Origin of the sequence: Pedobacter sp. CAN_A7 (assembly GCF_015752175.1) — a bacterium.
GTDB lineage: Bacteria > Bacteroidota > Bacteroidia > Sphingobacteriales > Sphingobacteriaceae > Pedobacter.
In genome coordinates this window covers 816,306-835,245 of the sequence record NZ_JADOUW010000001.1, presented here as the reverse complement: position 1 = coordinate 835,245, position 18,940 = coordinate 816,306, and the positions used below count along the sequence as shown (strand labels likewise).

The 18,940-nt window shown below is 41.9% G+C and carries 18 protein-coding genes; 12 read left to right on the top strand and 6 right to left on the bottom strand.

Features of this window, described 5'->3' with window-relative positions; genetic code table 11:
- Positions 1 to 2 precede the first annotated feature (2 nt).
- The 9 genes from IWX76_RS03770 (at position 3) to IWX76_RS03735 (ending at position 10,182) form a co-directional block, all read left to right on the top strand.
- Positions 3 to 1,193 carry an AGE family epimerase/isomerase gene (locus tag IWX76_RS03770; protein WP_196858529.1) on the top strand — a complete coding sequence of 397 codons (1,191 nt, stop codon included), beginning with the start codon at positions 3 to 5 and terminating at the stop codon, positions 1,191 to 1,193.
- Between the two features lie 155 nt (positions 1,194 to 1,348).
- Entirely contained in the window at positions 1,349 to 2,539 is a 1,191-nt protein-coding gene (gene mqnE / locus IWX76_RS03765; RefSeq protein ID WP_196858528.1) for an aminofutalosine synthase MqnE, read from the top strand.
- 6 nt (positions 2,540 to 2,545) lie between these two features.
- A complete protein-coding gene (locus IWX76_RS03760) occupies positions 2,546 to 3,178 on the top strand; it encodes a histidine phosphatase family protein (protein ID WP_196858527.1) in 633 nt (210 codons plus the stop codon).
- On the top strand, positions 3,166 to 3,891 hold the full coding sequence (locus IWX76_RS03755) for a menaquinone biosynthetic enzyme MqnA/MqnD family protein (protein ID WP_196858526.1): 726 nt from the start codon (positions 3,166 to 3,168) through the stop codon (positions 3,889 to 3,891). Before IWX76_RS03760 ends, IWX76_RS03755 begins: the two co-directional genes overlap by 13 nt.
- A gap of 103 nt (positions 3,892 to 3,994) precedes the next feature.
- A complete protein-coding gene (mutS, locus tag IWX76_RS03750) occupies positions 3,995 to 6,604 on the top strand; it encodes a DNA mismatch repair protein MutS (RefSeq protein WP_334641144.1) in 2,610 nt (869 codons plus the stop codon).
- A gap of 2 nt (positions 6,605 to 6,606) precedes the next feature.
- Positions 6,607 to 7,098: a C40 family peptidase gene (locus tag IWX76_RS03745; protein ID WP_196858525.1), complete on the top strand. Its 492-nt coding sequence runs from the start codon at positions 6,607 to 6,609 to the stop codon at positions 7,096 to 7,098.
- A 19-nt stretch (positions 7,099 to 7,117) separates the two neighbouring features.
- Complete coding sequence (locus IWX76_RS18045; protein WP_334641142.1) at positions 7,118 to 7,240, top strand: hypothetical protein; 123 nt, start codon at positions 7,118 to 7,120, stop codon at positions 7,238 to 7,240.
- An 84-nt stretch (positions 7,241 to 7,324) separates the two neighbouring features.
- Entirely contained in the window at positions 7,325 to 8,308 is a 984-nt protein-coding gene (locus tag IWX76_RS03740; protein WP_196858524.1) for an exonuclease domain-containing protein, read from the top strand.
- Positions 8,309 to 8,313: 5 nt separating this feature from the next.
- A complete protein-coding gene (locus IWX76_RS03735) occupies positions 8,314 to 10,182 on the top strand; it encodes a M1 family metallopeptidase (RefSeq protein WP_334641140.1) in 1,869 nt (622 codons plus the stop codon).
- 19 nt (positions 10,183 to 10,201) lie between these two features.
- Here IWX76_RS03735 and queG read toward each other — a convergent pair whose 3' ends face one another.
- Positions 10,202 to 11,119, bottom strand: coding sequence for a tRNA epoxyqueuosine(34) reductase QueG (gene queG / locus IWX76_RS03730; RefSeq protein ID WP_442952246.1), 918 nt, complete (start codon positions 11,117 to 11,119; stop codon positions 10,202 to 10,204).
- Between the two features lie 111 nt (positions 11,120 to 11,230).
- On the opposite strand from queG, the gene IWX76_RS03725 reads away from it, so the two are divergent.
- The gene (locus IWX76_RS03725; protein WP_196858521.1) at positions 11,231 to 11,455 is read left to right on the top strand and encodes a hypothetical protein; all 225 of its coding nucleotides are present in this window, start codon (positions 11,231 to 11,233) and stop codon (positions 11,453 to 11,455) included.
- A 2-nt stretch (positions 11,456 to 11,457) separates the two neighbouring features.
- On the opposite strand, the gene IWX76_RS03720 is transcribed toward IWX76_RS03725, so the two are convergent.
- From IWX76_RS03720 to pdxH, 4 genes are read right to left on the bottom strand one after another with little or no spacing between them, the layout of a single operon-like run.
- On the bottom strand, positions 11,458 to 12,972 hold the full coding sequence (locus tag IWX76_RS03720) for a GNAT family N-acetyltransferase (protein ID WP_196858520.1): 1,515 nt from the start codon (positions 12,970 to 12,972) through the stop codon (positions 11,458 to 11,460).
- 39 nt (positions 12,973 to 13,011) lie between these two features.
- A complete protein-coding gene (gene ruvB / locus IWX76_RS03715; RefSeq protein WP_196858519.1) occupies positions 13,012 to 14,034 on the bottom strand; it encodes a Holliday junction branch migration DNA helicase RuvB in 1,023 nt (340 codons plus the stop codon).
- Between the two features lie 27 nt (positions 14,035 to 14,061).
- Positions 14,062 to 14,952, bottom strand: coding sequence for a 3-hydroxybutyryl-CoA dehydrogenase (locus IWX76_RS03710; RefSeq protein ID WP_196859028.1), 891 nt, complete (start codon positions 14,950 to 14,952; stop codon positions 14,062 to 14,064).
- 6 nt (positions 14,953 to 14,958) lie between these two features.
- Positions 14,959 to 15,609 carry a pyridoxamine 5'-phosphate oxidase gene (pdxH, locus tag IWX76_RS03705; RefSeq protein ID WP_196858518.1) on the bottom strand — a complete coding sequence of 217 codons (651 nt, stop codon included), beginning with the start codon at positions 15,607 to 15,609 and terminating at the stop codon, positions 14,959 to 14,961.
- A 50-nt stretch (positions 15,610 to 15,659) separates the two neighbouring features.
- Here pdxH and IWX76_RS03700 point away from each other — a divergent pair, with 50 nt between their 5' ends.
- Together IWX76_RS03700 and IWX76_RS03695 are read left to right on the top strand one after the other, a co-directional pair.
- Positions 15,660 to 16,223, top strand: a complete 564-nt coding sequence (locus tag IWX76_RS03700) for a YqgE/AlgH family protein (protein ID WP_196858517.1) — start codon at positions 15,660 to 15,662, stop codon at positions 16,221 to 16,223.
- 533 nt (positions 16,224 to 16,756) lie between these two features.
- On the top strand, positions 16,757 to 18,199 hold the full coding sequence (locus IWX76_RS03695; RefSeq protein WP_334641137.1) for an amino acid permease: 1,443 nt from the start codon (positions 16,757 to 16,759) through the stop codon (positions 18,197 to 18,199).
- Positions 18,200 to 18,304: 105 nt separating this feature from the next.
- Here IWX76_RS03695 and IWX76_RS03690 read toward each other — a convergent pair whose 3' ends face one another.
- Positions 18,305 to 18,859: a hypothetical protein gene (locus IWX76_RS03690; RefSeq protein WP_196858516.1), complete on the bottom strand. Its 555-nt coding sequence runs from the start codon at positions 18,857 to 18,859 to the stop codon at positions 18,305 to 18,307.
- Between the last annotated feature and the right edge of the window lie 81 nt (positions 18,860 to 18,940).

Here is an 18,940-nt window from a genome sequence, read left to right as displayed (position 1 = left end):
CTATGAAATATACCTTGCCCGAATTACAAACACTTAAAAGTTTTTACGAAAACCAGTTGTTAAACGACACGGTACCTTTTTGGTTCCCCCGTTCTATAGATGAGGAATTTGGCGGTTACCTGCTATTTCGTGATGCCGACGGCAGCTTAATAGATGATGATAAAGCCGTATGGATTCAGGGCCGGGCTGCCTGGTTGCTCTCTACCTTGTACAACACGGTGGAACAAAAACCAGCATGGCTGGCAGCAGCCAAATCTGGCATAGATTTCTTGAATGAGCACTGTTTTGATACCGATGGTCAGATGTTTTTCCATGTCACGCGGGAGGGGCTACCCATCCGTAAACGTCGCTATTATTTTTCGGAGACCTTTGCTGTCATTGCTAACGCAGCTTATGCAAAAGCCAGCGGCGATGAAGCAGCGGCAGACAAAGCACGGTACTTATTTGGTAAATGCATCGAGTATTCGACGAATCCAGGGTTGTTGCAACCAAAATTCACAGGAACCAGACCCATGAAAGGTATTGGGGTGCCTATGATTATGATGAACACTGCCCAGCAATTAAGAGAAACCATTGGTGATCCACGCTGCGATGAATGGATCATGAAGTGGATTAAAGAGATTGAGCAATATTTTGTAAAGGACGATATACAATGTGTGATGGAACAAGTGTCAGCAGATGGCGCTATTGTTGATCATGTGGACGGCAGAACGTTAAATCCCGGCCACGCCATAGAAGGCGCCTGGTTTATTTTACATGAGGCGAAATATAGGAACAACGATCCGGAGCTGATTGCACTGGGTTGTAAAATGCTTGATTATATGTGGGCCCGGGGCTGGGATGAAGAGCATGGAGGTATCCTTTATTTTCGTGATGTGTACCATAAACCAGTTCAGGAATACTGGCAGGACATGAAATTCTGGTGGCCGCAAAACGAAGCAATTATTGCCACATTACTGGCTTACACCATGACGGGGGATGAAAAGTATGCTAAATGGCATAAAATGGTGCACGATTATGCGTATGAAAAGTTTCATGACAAGGAGCATGGGGAATGGTATGGCTATTTACATCGTGATGGCAGCATTGCACAAACCGCTAAAGGCAATCTATTTAAGGGGCCTTTCCATTTGCCAAGACAAGAATGGTACTGCCTGCAGTTGTTAAAACAATATACAGGGACTTCAGTTTAATAGCGAGCTGTTACTTCCGGTATTTAATTTTAGAGGCAAAGACAGGGGTACCATGGTGGAGGGTTTGAATGCCATGAATTGTACTTTTACTTTTCAGAAACACACCTTTCCTTATTTTTATGTTACTTTTGCCTCCATCAGTTTAGAGATCAACTATGGATACTATTGCCTTAAATTTACTACTCAATAACCCCGAATTAACACCCGCCTTAAAAGCCATTGCCCTTAAGGTGCAGTCGCGCGAAAGGATTTCGATGGAAGAGGGGGTTTACCTTTATGAACATGCGGAACTGGGCTATTTAGGTGTTCTGGCTAATTTCATCAGGGAAAGTAAACATGGTGACGATACTTTTTTTAACCGCAACTTTCATATTGAACCCACCAACCTTTGTGTGTACGATTGCAAATTCTGCTCTTATTCCAGAATGATCAGACAGAAAGAAGAAGGTTGGGAAAGTACTGTAGAGGAAATGATGGTAAAGCTAAGGGAGTATGATGGTGAACCTGTAACCGAAGTACACCTGACAGGTGGGGTGGTGCCGAAACAAAACCTGGACTTCTATGCCAGTTTCTTTCGGGAGGCCAAAGCGCATCGCCCTGATTTACACATCAAAGCTTTAACCCCTGTAGAATATTTTTACATCTTTAAAAAAGCAAAATTAACACACTACGAAGGCATGAAATACCTGCAAGAGGCAGGTTTAGATTCTATGCCGGGTGGTGGCGCTGAAATATTTCACCCTGAAATTAGGGAACAGATTGCGCATGATAAATGTAATGCCGAACAATGGCTTGATATTCACGAGCAGGCTCATAAACTGGGTATGCGCAGTAATGCCACCATGTTATACGGCCATATTGAAGCCTTCTGGCACCGTGTTGACCATATGGAACGCCTTCGCCAGCTGCAAGATAAAACTGGTGGGTTCCAGGCTTTTATTCCTTTAAAATTCAGAAACCAAAATAACCAGATGTCACATGTTCCGGAAGTTTCGGTCATCGAAGACCTGCGGAACTATGCCATTGCAAGGATTTACCTGGATAACTTTGACCATATTAAAGCCTATTGGGCGATGATTAGTCGCCAAACGGCTCAATTGTCGCTAAACTTTGGCGTCGATGATATCGATGGTACACTTGATGATACCACTAAAATTTATTCCATGGCAGGTGCTGAAGAGCAAACCCCAGGTATGAGTACCCAGGAGCTGGTAGAACTGATTAAACAAGTTAAACGCCGCCCGATTGAAAGGGATACTTTATATAACGTGGTGACGGATTATACAGATGTGGAGTTTGAAAGCGACAAAAAACCGAGTTACTATAAACTTCCGGTGATTAACTAGTTAAAGATGGGTAAAGAGTTTTACATTATCAGACATGGCGAAACAGCATTAAATAAAAACGGTATTGTACAGGGCCGCGGTATTAACAGCGACCTGAATGATACTGGTCGGGAACAAGCTGCTGCTTTTTATGCTAGGTATAAGGCATTACCATTTGATAAAATCTACGTTTCGGACTTGAAGCGTACCCATCAAACTGTTCAGCAGTTTACAGATGCCGGCATTCCAACTACACAATTGAGTGGACTCGATGAGTTAGCCTGGGGCGAATGGGAAGGTAAGTCAAGATCTGATGAATCAATCTTGGTGTTCAGAGATCTGTTGGAGCAATGGACCGCTGGTGGATATGACGCGAAGTTAATGGGAGGCGAAAGTCCTAATGAAGTTGCGCTGCGCCTGCAGGAAGCCCTGGATGAAATGCTTAGCCATCCGGAAGAAAAACTGGTGCTTGTGTGCATGCATGGTCGCGCTATGCGCTTATTGCTGTGTATGTTATCGGGAAAACCTTTCGCTGAAATGGCCGATTTCCCGCATCAGAACACGACCCTTTATCGGGTTTCAATGACCGGTGATCAGTTTACCATCACCGATTTTAACAATACCGACCATTTAAAAGTTGAAGCATCTTGGACAAAATAAAAATATCTGCAGTATCCTATACCAATACCAAACCCTTTATATACGGACTAGAACATTCAGACCTTATTAACCACATAGAACTTTCTTTAGATATTCCCGCAGATTGTGCGGCTAAAGTCATTGATCAAACCGTCGATATCGGTTTGATGCCAGTGGCGGCCTTTCCTTTAGTGCCCAATGCCAACATTATTGGTGCTTATGGCATAGGTTCGGTGGGTGCTGTAAATTCGGTATTCATCTTTAGTCATGTTCCAGTTCAGGACATTAAAACTGTTCGTTTAGACCCCCAATCCAGGACTTCCAATAACCTGGCTAAAGTGCTGCTGAAGTTCCATTGGGAGCAGAAGGTGGAATTTACGACCGATCAAAATGCCCAGGCCAACGCGATCGTATTGATTGGCGACCGTACCTTCAGCAACCGCGATGTCTATGCATATGCATACGATATGGGCGAGGAATGGATGAATTTTACCGGTTTGCCTTTTTTGTATGCGGCATGGATTGCCAATAAAACTATCCCTGAGGCTTTCATAGCCCAGTTTAATGAGGCGTTGAAGTTTGGCCTGGCCCAACGCAAGCAGGTGATACAGGACTTGCCTGAAATTGATGGTTTTGACATGGACGACTACCTGATGCACAAACTAGACTTTGACTTAACACCTCAAAAGCGTGAAGCAATGGATTTATTCTTGTCTTATATCGCTCGCCTGTAATCCAAAACCACTGATTTTCCCGGTAGATCTTCAAAAATTATCAACAAAATACGGTGCCTTAGGATGAAGGTAGTATATTTACGATTTTGTAAATAGAATCATTTTGGCCAAAGAAAAGAGTAAAGAAACACCATTAATGCAACAATATAATTCGATTAAGTCGAAATATCCTGGTGCATTATTATTGTTTAGGGTTGGGGATTTTTACGAGACATTTGGTTCGGATGCGGTAAAAACTTCACAAATATTAGGAATCGTACTAACCAGGCGCGGCAATGGACCTGGTGGTCATATTGAACTTGCCGGGTTTCCACATCATTCCCTAGAAAACTACCTGAGTAAATTGGTACGCGCTGGTCAGCGGGTAGCCATTTGCGACCAGCTGGAAGATCCCAAAGCCACCAAAACCATTGTGAAAAGAGGAGTAACCGAATTGGTAACACCCGGGGTAGCTTACAATGACAATATTTTAAGTCAGAAATCAAACAATTACCTTGCTGCCGTATCCTTCGATAAAAGCGGTTATGGGGTATCTTTGTTGGATATTTCCACAGGAGAATTCCTGGTCGCACAAGGTAATGCAGAATACGTAGATAAAGTATTACAGGGTTTTAAACCCACAGAAGTGGTGTTTCAAAAGAGTCGCCGGAAGGAATTTCTGGAGCTTTTTGGAGATAAGTTTTATACTTTTCACTTGGAAGACTGGGCTTTTACCAGCGATTATGCCAATGAAACACTGAATAAACATTTTGAGGTAGCTTCACTTAAAGGTTTCGGTGTAGATAAATTGCAGGTGGGCATTATTGCTGCCGGTGTGGTGCTCCATTATTTGAATGAAACTGAACACCGCAATTTAAAACACATTACTTCCTTATCGAGGCTGGAAGAAGATCGCTTTATGTGGCTGGATCGTTTTACGATCCGCAACCTGGAGCTGGTAAGTTCGCCACATGATAACGCAGTGACCTTATTAGATGTGCTTGATGAAACTTGCACGCCTATGGGTGCACGTTTACTTCACAAGTGGATCATTATGCCCCTGAAGGAGCTGAAACCTATTGAAGAGCGTTTAGGTATGGTTGAGTTTCTGGTGGCACACGATGAACTGCTACAGGAATTGCTGGGCCATATTAAACAAATTGGCGATCTGGAAAGGCTGATTTCAAAAGTAGGCCTGCAAAAGGTAGGGCCACGTGAACTTTGTCAGCTCAAAAAGGCACTTCACCACATAGAAGCCATTAAAACACTCACACACCAAAGCAACAATCCATTTTTATCCATACTTGCCGATCAGTTAAATCCTTGTCTAACAATCAGGGAGAAGCTGGAACGGGAACTGTTTCCTGATCCACCGGCATTATTGATTAAGGGAAATGTGATTGCCGATGGAATTGATGACGAACTGGACCGCTTAAGGAAAATCTCTTTCCATGGAAAGGATTACCTGTTGGAGATTCAGAAGCGGGAAGCGGCAGCAACGGGCATTCCTTCCTTAAAGATTGCCTTTAACAATGTATTTGGCTATTACCTGGAGGTTACCCATACCCACAAAGACAAGGTTCCTGAGGGTTGGTTACGTAAACAAACCCTGGTAAACGCCGAGCGTTACATTACGCCGGAATTAAAGGAATATGAAGAACAGATTCTGGGTGCCGAGGAGAAGATACAACAGATAGAAATTCGCCTGTACAATGAATTAATGTACCAGGTGGCTACTTATATAAAACCTATACAACTAAATGCGTATTTGGTTGCACAACTGGATGTGCTATTATGTTTTGCCCAGTTGGCGGTTAAACATCACTATGTGAGGCCTAGTTTAAATACAGAGAAGACATTAGATATCAAAGGTGGTCGCCATCCGGTTATAGAACGTCGTTTAGCGGTGGGCGAAGAGTACATTACCAATGATGTCTTTCTGGATAACGATAGTCAGCAGATCATCATCATCACCGGACCCAACATGTCGGGTAAGTCGGCAATATTAAGGCAAACTGGATTGATCGTGCTGATGGCACAAATGGGCTGTTTTGTACCGGCGAAGTCGGCGTCCATTGGCCTGGTAGACAAAATATTTACCAGGGTAGGTGCTTCTGATAATTTATCATCAGGAGAAAGTACGTTTATGGTGGAGATGAATGAAACGGCCAGTATCCTGAATAATATTTCTGACCACAGTTTAATTCTCTTGGATGAAATTGGCAGGGGGACAAGCACTTATGATGGTATTTCCATTGCCTGGGCCATCGCCGAATTCTTGCATACCCACCATACAGCACGCCCGAAAACGCTGTTTGCCACCCATTACCATGAATTAAATGAGCTGGCCAATACAATGAACAGGATCAAAAACTTTAACGTATCGATTAAAGAGGTGGGTAACCGTGTGATATTTCTGCGTAAATTGGTTCCTGGGGGCAGTGAGCACAGTTTTGGTATCCATGTGGCTAAGATGGCCGGTATGCCACCCAAGCTGATTGCAAGGGCTAATGAGATTTTAAAGAAGCTGGAGATAGATCGTACCGAAGGCCAGAGCATTAAAGACAGCATCAAGAAGGTGCAGAACCAGGCCTATCAATTGCATATGTTTGCGGTAGATGACCCTGTACTGGTTAAAATTAGGGATATGTTGAATAATTTAGACGTGAATGTACTAACACCGGTGGAAGCTTTGCTGAAGTTGGATGAAATACAACGTGTGATTAAAGAATAATTATGGTAAAGAAATTATGGATGCTGGCATTGGCCTGTTGTTTACTGGCAGCCTGCGGATCAAGAAAGTACACGCCAAACAGGGCTGCTTCTGCAGCGGCAGCAGCAGACGCCATGTCTAAGTTAGACAACAAATCCTTATATAAATTTATTACGGATTGGGCTGGGGTGCAGTATCGCCTGGGTGGCCTGGATAAAAAAGGCATCGACTGCTCGGGTTTTGCCTTGCTGTTGGAGAAAAAAATATATGGAGTTGACCTTCCCCGGCGTTCCAGAGACCAGGCAGAGGTGATTAAAAAGAAATCATTTAATCAGTTAAAAGAGGGAGATTTAATCTTCTTTTCCTTTGGCGGCAGGGAAGTAGACCACGTAGGGATTTACCTGAATGGCGACTACTTTGTACATGCTTCTCCCAGTCGTGGTGTGATTGTTGACAACCTCAGCATTGCAGCCTATCAGAAAGCATGGGTTAAGGCAGGTCCTGTAAATAATTAATTCACAATAACCTATTCATATGAATGATCCAAAAAATGACTACTCCTTTTGGGTAAAATATAAACGATTTGCATCGACAGAGTTGCTGATGTATTTGGTGATGATCATTGGAATTGCCCTTGGCCTAATCATCCTGAGCTAAGGCTTATCCTGTACGATCTGTTTAAAATTTAGCATTTAATGGATCATTTTTCCGACTTTTGAATAAAATAGTATTTATTACAACATGAAATTAAACTTAAAACGGCCACTCGCATTTTTTGATCTGGAGACTACAGGTGTAAACGTAGGATCTGACCGCATCGTAGAGATTGCTATATTAAAAGCAATGCCTGATGGTACTGAAGAAATAAAAACCCTGAAAATTAATCCGGGGATGCCTATTCCAATACAATCATCTTTAATTCATGGCATCTATGATGAACATGTTGTTGATGCGCCTTTATTTTCGGCTGTTGCCCAGGAATTGGCAGATTTTATTGGTGATGCTGATTTAGCGGGTTATAACTCCAATCGTTTTGATATTCCGGTATTGCTGGAAGAATTTCTTCGTGCAGGTGTTGATTTAGACATGGCTGACAGGAAGTTTGTTGATGTGCAGAACATCTTTCACCAGATGGAGCAACGTACACTGCGTGCAGCTTATAAATTTTATTGCGATAAAGACATTGTGAATGCCCACTCGGCAGAAGCAGATATTACAGCCACTTATCATGTGCTATTAGCACAATTGGATCGATATAAAGATGTTGATTTTGAAGATAAACAAGGTAAAATTAGTCAGCCGGTAATTAATGATGTAGATGCCTTGCATTTATTTACCAATATGAATAAACCAGTAGATTTTGCTGGCAGAATGGTTTATAACGAAAATAACGACGAAGTATTCAATTTCGGTAAACATAAGGGCAAAACGGTAGAATCTGTATTTGATGTGGAGCCAAGTTATTATGCCTGGATGAAACAGGGGGACTTTCCTTTATATACCAAGAAAAAACTGGAAGAAATCTGGTTAAGGTGGAATAAAAAGAAAGATGAATTGAAAGCAGCGAGACATGCCGCTGCACCTCAGACTCCCGCTCCGGCTGCGGCTCCATCGCCGAAACCAGCAGCAAAACCTTACGTGGCTAAACCTCAGTTTAAGAAAGAAAAACCAGTTGCAGTAACCAACGACATGTTGGAGCAGCTTAAAATGAAGTTCGGTAAATAATGTTCATGGGTAAAAAAACAGCCTTGTTGCTGTTTATGCTGCTTACTGTTGCAAGTGTCCATGCACAGCAAACTTTGCCTGTTCCATCAGAGATAGAAAAGGCATACGCTGCCGGTACCCGTTCATCTACAGGTGCCCCAGGTGCTGCCTACTGGCAGAATACAGCCGATTATGTGATTGATGTAGACTTTAACCCTGTCACACGTTTATTGGCAGGCACGGTAGAAATTACCTATACTAACCACAGTCCTGATCAGCTGGATACGCTTTGGTTTAAGTTATATCCTAATCTTTATAAAAAAGGTGCAGCGCGTAAAGCAAAGGTAAATGAACGCGATTTGGGTGAGGGTGTAAAAATTTCATCTATCCAAATCGATGGAAACAAAATGGATGCCGGATCATGGGTAGAAGCAGGCACCAATATGCAGGTACCCATTTCGCCATTGGTTCCGGGTAAAAAAATAAAAGTAGTTTTAAATTACAGTTATAGCTTAAATAAAGGATCTCATATCCGTACAGGTCAGGTAGATGAGGGTTCTCATTTTATCGCTTATTTCTTTCCACGAATTGCTGTTTATGATGATGTGGACGGCTGGAACAAATTCCCGTATACAGGCGACGAAGAGTTTTATAATGACTTCTGTAATTTCAAAGTATCCATAAAAATGCCTAAAGACCACCAGGTCTGGGCAACCGGCGATTTAACGAATGCTAAGGATATTTACCAGGATCACATTTACAAACGTTTAAGACAAGCAGAAACCAGCGATGGTGTAGTTGATGTATTTACTGAAGCGGACTTGAAACAAAAGCGCTTGACGAAAGGCAAACAATTTAATACCTGGACCTTTGAAGCTAAGGGGGTAACCGACTTTGTATTCGCAAGTAGTGACCATTACATCTGGAAATCGAGTAGTCTGGTGGTTGATGCTGTAACTAAACGCAGAACCCGCGTCGATGCAGTGTTTAATCCTTCGCATAAAGATTATTATGAAGTGGTGGACTTTGCCCGCAAAACGGTGGAGGCGATGAGTTTTAAATTCCCCAAATGGCCTTTTCCATATTCGCATGAGACTATTTTTGATGGTTTAGACCAGATGGAATACCCGATGATGGTGAATGATAACCCTGTTGCGAAAAGGGAAGATGCCATTACCTTAACTGTACACGAGATCTTTCACACGATGTTTCCCTTTTATATGGGAACCAATGAAACTAAATATGCCTGGATGGATGAAGGCTGGGCCACCATAGGCGAGTGGTTAATCAGTCCGATGATTGATACGAACATGGTAGACCTGTATGGTGTTGCACAAACTGCAGCTACATCAGGTACCACAAATGATGCTCCGATTATTACCCCGACTACAGAACTGAAAGGATCAGGTTCTTTCACCTCATCATACCCAAAACCGGGCATGGGTTACCTCTTTGTAAAAGATTACCTGGGCGAAGAGCTGTTCACCAAAGCCCTGCACCACTATATTGAGCAATGGCAAGGGAAACACCCTACACCTTTTGATTTCTTTAACAGCATGAATGAAGGTGCCGGTAAAAACATGAACTGGTTTTGGAAAGCCTGGTTTTTTGAAGAAGGTGTTACTGATCTGGCCATACAGGAAGTGCGTAAAAACGAAACAGGTTATGTGGTGGGTATCCGGAACAAAAGTAAAAAACCCTTACCTGTAGACTTGCGTCTGGAGTATGCCGATGGCTCAGTTGGTCACTTACACCAAACGATCGGAGTATGGGAAAAAGGTGATCAGTTGATTTCAATCGCTGTTCCTACTGAAAAAGCATTGAAGAAGGTGGTGTTAGGCGGAGGTCATGTACCCGATAAAGAAAGTAAAGACAATAGTTATATTGTAAAATAATAAGCTAGCTTATTGCTGATCAGGCCTCTTTGGAGGCCTTTTTTATGAAATCGAGATTTCGGGTAAGGCCCTTAAACTTGGTTCTTTTTACGGCAGAGTTTTTAAAGATGGTTTTGAAAATATCTTCTGTAATGTCCAGCCAATCCTCTTTTTTCATTTGTAGTAAATCACTTGCAGGTGCAAAGGCTACTTCGTTATGCGGAACGGAAAAGCGGTTCCAGGGACATACATCCTGACAGATGTCGCAACCAAACATCCAGTTCTCCATCTTACCCTTAAACGAAGCCGGTATTTCGTCTTTTAGTTCTATGGTGAGGTAAGAGATGCATTTGCTGGCATCAACGGTGTAAGGGGCGATAATGGCATCTGTGGGGCAAGCGTCTAAACAGCGGGTACAGTTGCCACAATGATCAGCTGTAAAAGGATGATCGTATGCCAGATCCAGGTCAATGATCAATTCGGCAAGGAAAAAAAAGGAGCCCGATTGTTTACTGATCAGATTGCTATGTTTTCCTATCCAACCAAGGCCTGCTTTTTTAGCCCATGCTTTATCAAGCACTGGGGCAGAATCTACAAATGCCCTGCCGCTCACCTCACCAATATGTTCCTGAATGAAATGAAGCAGTTCAGCCAGTTTAGCTTTAATTACCTGGTGGTAGTCTTTACCGTAGGCATATTTTGATAGTTTCGGCGCTTCTGGGTCTTCCTGTATTTGAGATGGGAAATAATTTAAGCTTAAGGAAATGACCGACTTAGCATCGTCGACTAAAAGTGTTGGGTTAAGTCTTTTGTCAAAATGATTTTCCATGTAAGCCATTTGGCCATGATGCTGATTTCTTAACCATTGGCTAAGGCGTGGTGCCTCTTCTTCCAGAAAGCCAGCTTTTGCAATGCCACACTGTTGAAAGCCCAAACGTAGGGCTTCCTCCTTAATCATGTGGCTGTATTTAGTCGGCTGGTTATACATACGTGTGTACAAAGATAGGATATCGCGTTTAAAACCTTTTTAGGCTAGTATTGTTAAGTAGGGGTAACAAATTATACGATCATGGAAAATAATAAGACTCCTCATGCAGAAGATCCCGGTAAATGTAGCAAACCTATAGAGCATGACTATGCTGCACATCAAAATGACCCAGGACCATCGCCGGAGGCTATTAACGAGCCTGATAACAAAGGTGCCGGTGTAGCGATGAAATGGGCCATTCCTATAGCAATTATTATACTGTTTATTATATATTGGTTTATGTTCAGGGATAACCCTAATACATAGACTTATTTCAATAAACGTACTTCATACAAATCATGACGACGGTCTTTCATTATTTTAACCGTTCCGAAATGGTGCAACTCATCCAACAGGTGAAGGTCTACATCTACAATTAATACCATCTCGGTATTAGGGGTAGTTTCGGCCTTTACCGCATTGGTTGGGAAAGCAAAATCTGAAGGGGTAAACACGGCCGATTGTGCAAACTGTATATCCATGTTATTTACTTTCGGCAAGTTACCTACACAACCTGCAATGGCCACATAACATTCATTTTCAATGGCCCTGGCTTGAGCACAATGCCTAACACGGGTATAGCCGTTTTGTGTATCGGTTAAGAAAGGTACAAATAGAATCTGCATGCCTTGATCTGCATAGATTCTGCTTAACTCAGGGAATTCTACATCATAACAGATCAAAATTCCAATTTTTCCGCAGTCCGTATCAAATACCCTGATCTTATCACCACCTGTCATGCCGTAATATTTACGTTCATTTGGTGTGATGTGTATTTTTCTGTATTCTTCTGTTTTACCACTTCTATGGCATAAATAAGTAGCATTATACAACTTATTGTTCTCTTTGTCGATAATAGGCATGGTACCCGATATCACATTGACGTTATACGATACCGCATACTCCTGTATTTTCTGTACAATTTCTTCCGTTTGTTCGGCCAGCATTCGCATAGCTTCCATTTCAGGTAAGTGGTTGTAGGGTTGCAGAAGTGGCGTGTTGAAAAACTCCGGGAACATCACAAAGTCAGATTTATAGCCGCTCACCGCATCAATAAAGAACTCTACCTGTTCGTAAAACGATTCCCTATCTGGGAATAAACGCATCTGCCATTGTACCAAACCAATTCTAATGGTCTTTGCAGAACGTGCCGAAGCATCAATACCCTGGTAATAGATGTTGTTCCACTCCAGCAGGGTAGCAAAATCTTTAGACTCATGATCACCTGGAAGGTAGTTTTTCAATACCTTGATCACGTGGAAATCATTTGATATCTGGAACGTAAGGGTAGGGTCAAAAATCTCTTTTGATTTCACCTTATCAATATAGGCCCTGGGCGTCAGGGTCTCTGCATATTCATGATAACCAGGTATACGTCCGCCAGCAATAATGCTTTTCAGATTCAGGCTCTCGCACAGCTCTTTACGTGCTTCATATAACCTTCTGCCTAAGCGCAAACCACGGTGTTCCGGACTTACGAAAATTTCAATACCATATAACACATCACCGTTAGGATCATGGGTAGAGAAGGTATAATCACCAGTAATCATCTGGTAAGTGTGCTTATCGCCATACTGGTCGTAATCTACAATCAGGGCTAGGGAGCAGGCCACTACCTTATCATCTACAGCGATACACAGTTGTCCTTCAGGGAATAATTTTAGTAATCTGGCTATGCTGGCTTTACTCCATATCGATCCACCTAAGGTATCGTAGGCCTGGGCCATGGATTCTTTTAGGTCGTCGTAATCTGCTAATGTTAATTTTCTTAATTCAATATTCATTTCAATAGGTATATGTTTTCCATTTTCATGGAGATGTATTTAGAACAAACGGCCGGTTTGGGCCTGGTAAGTTCTTTTTAAGTGGATGTAAGCTGCTTCGGTTACTTCGCGGCCACGGGAGGTGCGCATTAAGTAACCTTCCTGAATTAAAAAAGGTTCATAAACCTCTTCAATCGTACCTTCGTCTTCGCCAACGGCTGTAGCAATGGTTTTAACACCAACAGGTCCGCCTTTAAACTTATCGATAATGGTCAGCAAGATTTTATTATCCATCTCGTCCAATCCGTGTTCATCAACATTTAAAGCGGTTAATGCAAAACGGGCAATGTCGGTATCTATCTCGCCATTACCTTTAATCTGGGCAAAATCTCGTGTTCTGCGCAATAAAGCATTGGCTATACGCGGGGTTCCGCGACTCCGGCGTGCTATTTCATAAGCACCTTCATCGGTAATCGGTGTTTTTAAAATTTCTGACGAACGTTGTACTATGGTGGTCAGTAACTTGGCATCGTAATAGGCTAAACGCGCATTGATCCCAAACCGTGCCCTAAGCGGCGCGGTTAGCAAACCTGAGCGGGTAGTAGCACCCACAAGCGTAAAAGGATTTAAGTTAAGTTGCACGGAGCGGGCATTGGGGCCACTCTCCAGCATAATATCAATTTTAAAGTCTTCCATAGCCGAGTAGAGGTATTCTTCTACCAGCGGACTTAAACGATGTATTTCATCTATAAATAGGATATCTCCTGTATCCAGGTTGGTCAATAAGCCAGCCAAGTCTCCTGGTTTATCCAAAACCGGACCAGAAGTAATCTTGATCCCGGTATTCATTTCATTGGCGATAATATGAGAAAGGGTAGTTTTACCCAATCCCGGAGGCCCATGTAAGAGCACATGATCCAGTGATTCTCCACGTAATTTGGCCGCTTTTACAAATATCTTAAGGTTCTCCATGATTTTCTCCTGACCGGTAAAGTCTTCAAATGTCTGAGGCCGCAGCACTTTTTCGATGTCACGATCAATGGGCGTCAGGTTTTCAGAAGCAGGATCAAGATTTTCATTCATGTTTGCAAAGTTAAGATAATGTGAGCATTAAACGCGGAACTTAGCGGCTACTTTTGCGTCTTTCGGGCCGTTGGCGTAGTCATAAAAGCCTTCTCCAGATTTTACACCTTTTTTTCCGGCCATCACCATGTTCACCAATAAAGGGCATGGAGCATATTTAGGATTTCCGAAACCATCATGTAAAACGTTCATGATGGCCAGGCAAACATCGAGCCCAATAAAATCTGCCAGTTGCAGGGGCCCCATCGGGTGTGCCATGCCTAGTTTCATTACGGTATCAATCTCATGAACGCCTGCAACCCCTTCGAATAAGGTGAATATTGCTTCGTTGATCATGGGCATTAAAATACGATTAGCTACGAAACCAGGGTAATCATTTACCTCCACAGGCGATTTACCCAAGGCGCTGGAAATTTCCATTACAGCAGCCGTCGTTTCATCGCTGGTGGCATAACCCCTAATCACTTCTACCAGTTTCATTACAGGTACGGGATTCATAAAGTGCATGCCGATGACCTTTTCTCCTCGGTTAGTTGCTGCTGCAATTTGAGTAATCGAAATTGAAGAGGTATTACTGGCCAGGATAGTACCAGCTTTGGCATAAGCATCGAGGTCTGTGAAAATCTTGAGTTTTAAGTCGAGGTTTTCCGTAGCTGCTTCAACAATTAAGTCGGCTTCTGCCACACCAGTTCTCATCAAAGTTGATTTACTAATGTTCTGCAGGGTATTAGCCTTATCTTCTGCCGTAATGGTGCCTTTACTTACCTGACGGTCGAGATTTTTGACTATTGTGGCCAGGCCACGGTCTAAGGCTTCTTCGTTAATGTCGATTAACACTACTGGATATCCGAATTGAGCAAAGGTATGTGCAATGCCATTACCCATGGTGCCTGAGCCTATAACGGCTATATTTTTTATCATGTTCTAAGGTGCTAATCTGCTAATGGCCCATTGTCCATCGATTAATTGATAGTTGATCCTGTCGTGTAAACGACTAGGGCGGCCTTGCCAGAATTCTATATTTATTGGATTGACCACATAACCGCCCCAATGTGCTGGCCGTGGAATTTCCTTGTTTTCGTACTGTTTGGTTAATTCCTGCACCTTTTGCTCCAGGAAGTGGCGCTCGTTTAAAACACTGCTTTGTGGTGAAGCGATGGCGCCAATTTGGCTACCCGCAGGGCGGGAATGGAAATATTGATCTGCTAATTCAGCTGAAGTCTTGGTTACCGTGCCTTCAATGCGTACTTGACGCTCTAAAGCAGGCCAGAAGAAAACCAGTGCTGCCCTTGGGTTTTCATCCAGGTCATTTCCTTTATGGCTATTGTAATTGGTGTAAAAGGTAAAACCCTTTTCATCGAATCCTTTTAATAGTACGATTCTTGCGGCAGGTTTTCCGGTTTTGTCGGCCGTAGCCAGGGTCATCACATTAGGTTCGAATAGTTGTGCGCTTAAAGCGTCGGTGAACCATTTCGCAAACTGCTTGATCGGATCTTTCTCCACTTCAGCTTCTGAAAGTGCAGCAGAACGGTAGTCTTGCCTTAAATTTTGTAACGTTTCTATGGTCAAATCCATTCTGCAAAAATAGGTTTTAGTTTATTCAAAATTATCAGTAATTTACCGAAATGTTAAGCAAATTGGAACCATCAGCTGGCAAGTTATTGATTTCAGAGCCATTCTTAAATGACCCAAATTTTTTGCGATCGGTCATCCTCATCGCTGAATATACCCCGGAGGGTACACTCGGCTTTGTCTTAAATCATAAAAGTAGCCTGATCCTCGGCGATTTATTACCTGAACTAGGTGCATCAGACTTTCCTGTTTATTATGGTGGCCCGGTAGGCACTGATACGCTGCACATCATACACCGTTGCTACGATAAAATGAATGATGGTGAAGAGATTGCCCCCGGTATTTATTATGGTGCGAACTTGGAAACCTTAAAGGTTTTATTAGCTAATCATGATCTGCAACCTGATGAAGTTAAATTTTTCATTGGATACTCTGGCTGGGGTGAAGACCAGCTATTACAGGAACTTAGGGATAATACCTGGATTGTTTCTGACCAGTATCATGCTGATGTGGTTTTTTCTGCCAATGAAGACGAGGTATGGCGTGAGGTGATTATTAATTTAGGTCCCAAATATGCTCATGTAAGTAACTTTCCTCAAAACCCTAATTTAAACTAAAAATTTCTGTTTAAAAGTCATTGCCGGACGCCCTGGATTAGGGTAGTGGGGCTAGACTGTGCGCTATATAAACGTAGTGACACCCAACCTTTTGATTTTCATATAAAGAAATTGATATGCTCTTGAAGTTTAGTTGCTCCACAATCCAAATTGAAAACAACTTAATTCCACAATGAATCCGAGTATTACATGGAAAACTTGCTTTCAACTTGGACTGAACTTGGACTGAACCCGGACGCAGGGATAACTCCTGTGTACTGAAATTACGCTCAACCTGGAATTTTTTTTTGGATTTTTTAAGCTTTTATATTAAATCAAAGCGCTAAACATGCTTGGTGATTTCATTTAAAGAAATATACGAAGTAATGCTCCTGAAAACAGTAGCGGGTCAAAGCTTGTAATGATCTTCACGGAAACTGACGCTAGACAGTAAAAAAAAGAAATCTTAGAATAATCAATATAAGTTCCCATTTTTGTGAAAATTTTCAGGGATACCTAAATGTATTCAAAAAAAATTCATAAATAATATACCATTGAAACAAACATACGAAAAGCCTGAGGGACAAAAACTCAAAAGAGGTTTGCAAAACAGACACATCCAGCTCATTGCCCTTGGTGGAGCCATAGGTACAGGATTATTTCTAGGCATTGGTCCGGCGGCAGTATTGGCTGGCCCTTCAGTAATCCTAGGTTATGCACTGGCAGGTATTATTGCTTTTTTTATTATGCGTCAGTTAGGCGAGATGGTGGTAGAGGAACCTGTTTCTGGTAGCTTTAGCCACTTTGCTAATAAGTACTGGGGATCTTTTGCCGGTTTTGCATCTGGCTGGAACTATTGGGTATTGTATATCCTGGTGAGCATGTCGGAGTTAACAGCCATAGGGATCTACGTGCACTTCTGGTGGCCAGAAATTCCACTGTGGACGTCAAGTTTGTTCTTTTTTATTGTGATTAATGCGTTAAACCTTACCTCAGTCAAAGTGTATGGAGAGGTTGAATTTTGGTTTTCCATCATCAAGGTTGTCGCCATTATTGCCATGATCATTTTTGGAGCTTATCTGCTTTTTAGTGGTAACGGTGGTGAACAGGCCAGTATTCAAAACCTATGGAATGATGGCGGATTTTTTCCAAAGGGGTTTTTGAGTGCCGATGGGAATGGAGGATTTCAGGGATTGTTCTCTGCCATTGCATTAATCATGTTCTCCTTTGGCGGACTAGAATTAATTGGAATCACGGCAGCTGAAGCGGAACAGCCTGAAAAAACTATTCCTAAAGCGACCAATCAAGTAATTTACAGAATTCTGATTTTTTATGTTGGCGCATTGGTGATCCTATTTGCATTATCTCCATGGAAAAATATTACCACTGATAGTAGCCCTTTCGTGATGGTTTTTGAAAGCCTAAAAGGATTTCAGTTTAATCTTTTTGGCAAAACCATTTATTTTACCAGTTTGATTGCTAATATGCTTAATGTGATTGTATTGACAGCAGCATTATCTGTTTACAACAGTTGTGTTTATAGTAATAGCAGGATGTTATTCGGGCTAGCTGAACAGGGGAATGCACCTTCGTTTTTGTCGAAGCTGAATAAAAGCTCGGTACCGCTAAATGCGCTTCTGCTATCAAGTTTGTTTGTGGCCATCTGCATCATCATCAACAAGCTTATGCCAGAGAAGGCATTGGAAATTTTGATGTCTTTAGTGGTGTCCTCGCTCATTATCAATTGGCTGATGATTAGTATTACACATTTGAAATTCAGAAGACGAAAAGACGCAGATCAGGTTAAAACAAAATTCCCCTCTTATATCTATCCGCTTTCGAATTATATATGCCTGGTCTTTCTGATGGGCATATTAGTAATTATGTGGATAACGGGCTTGAAAATATCCGTGGAGTTGATTCCAGTGTGGATTTTACTACTCTATGTTTGTTATTGGTTCGTTAATAAAAGAAAAAATAGAAATAATTCGGTTTAAATAAAACTCGTCAGGTAATTTTACAAAAAAAAGAGGGGTTGTATCATTAGTTAAAATGATACAACCCCTCTTTTAATTTCACTGGCTTATTATTGTCTGCAGCTGTTAGTTTCGATTACTTCTATCTTGCGATTTGATTTTACCATTAGTCGCTTTGTTGGCATTGTTCCCGTTGCTGGCTCTGCTTGCATTTGTACGTACATTCTGATTAGCACTTTTTACACTCACGCGGTTACTTCTGCTTACCGTACTTCTTTTGTTCACTTGGTTATAATTGCTTTTTTTATCGCGAAGGCTAACTTGTTTGCCCTTATTGTTTTTATAGTTGCTGTATTGTTTAACATGATTTTGATGAGATAAGTAGGGTTGTTTCTGGTTCATTACTACCTTATAGGAATTGTATAAATCGTAATTTTTATACTTAGAAGGTAAGTTTTTTGACCATTTCCAGTTCCCGTTATTTTGGTATACGTACTGTGAAGATGGCACATAGTAATACACATCCATATCAGGAATATAATAATATTCTACATGATCGTATCCTGCCGGTCCCCATTGCGGCTGAGCAGCCAGGTTAATGTTAACGTTCACTTGCGCTTGTGAATTGATGCTGCTAAACGAAGCTACTCCGAATAATACAGCGAAGAGGATATTTTTCATGTTGTGTATACTAATTTGTGTGTTTGTATACAGCATAATCCAATACTGGTGCCAGGATGTGTTAACGTTATGTTAAAAGAA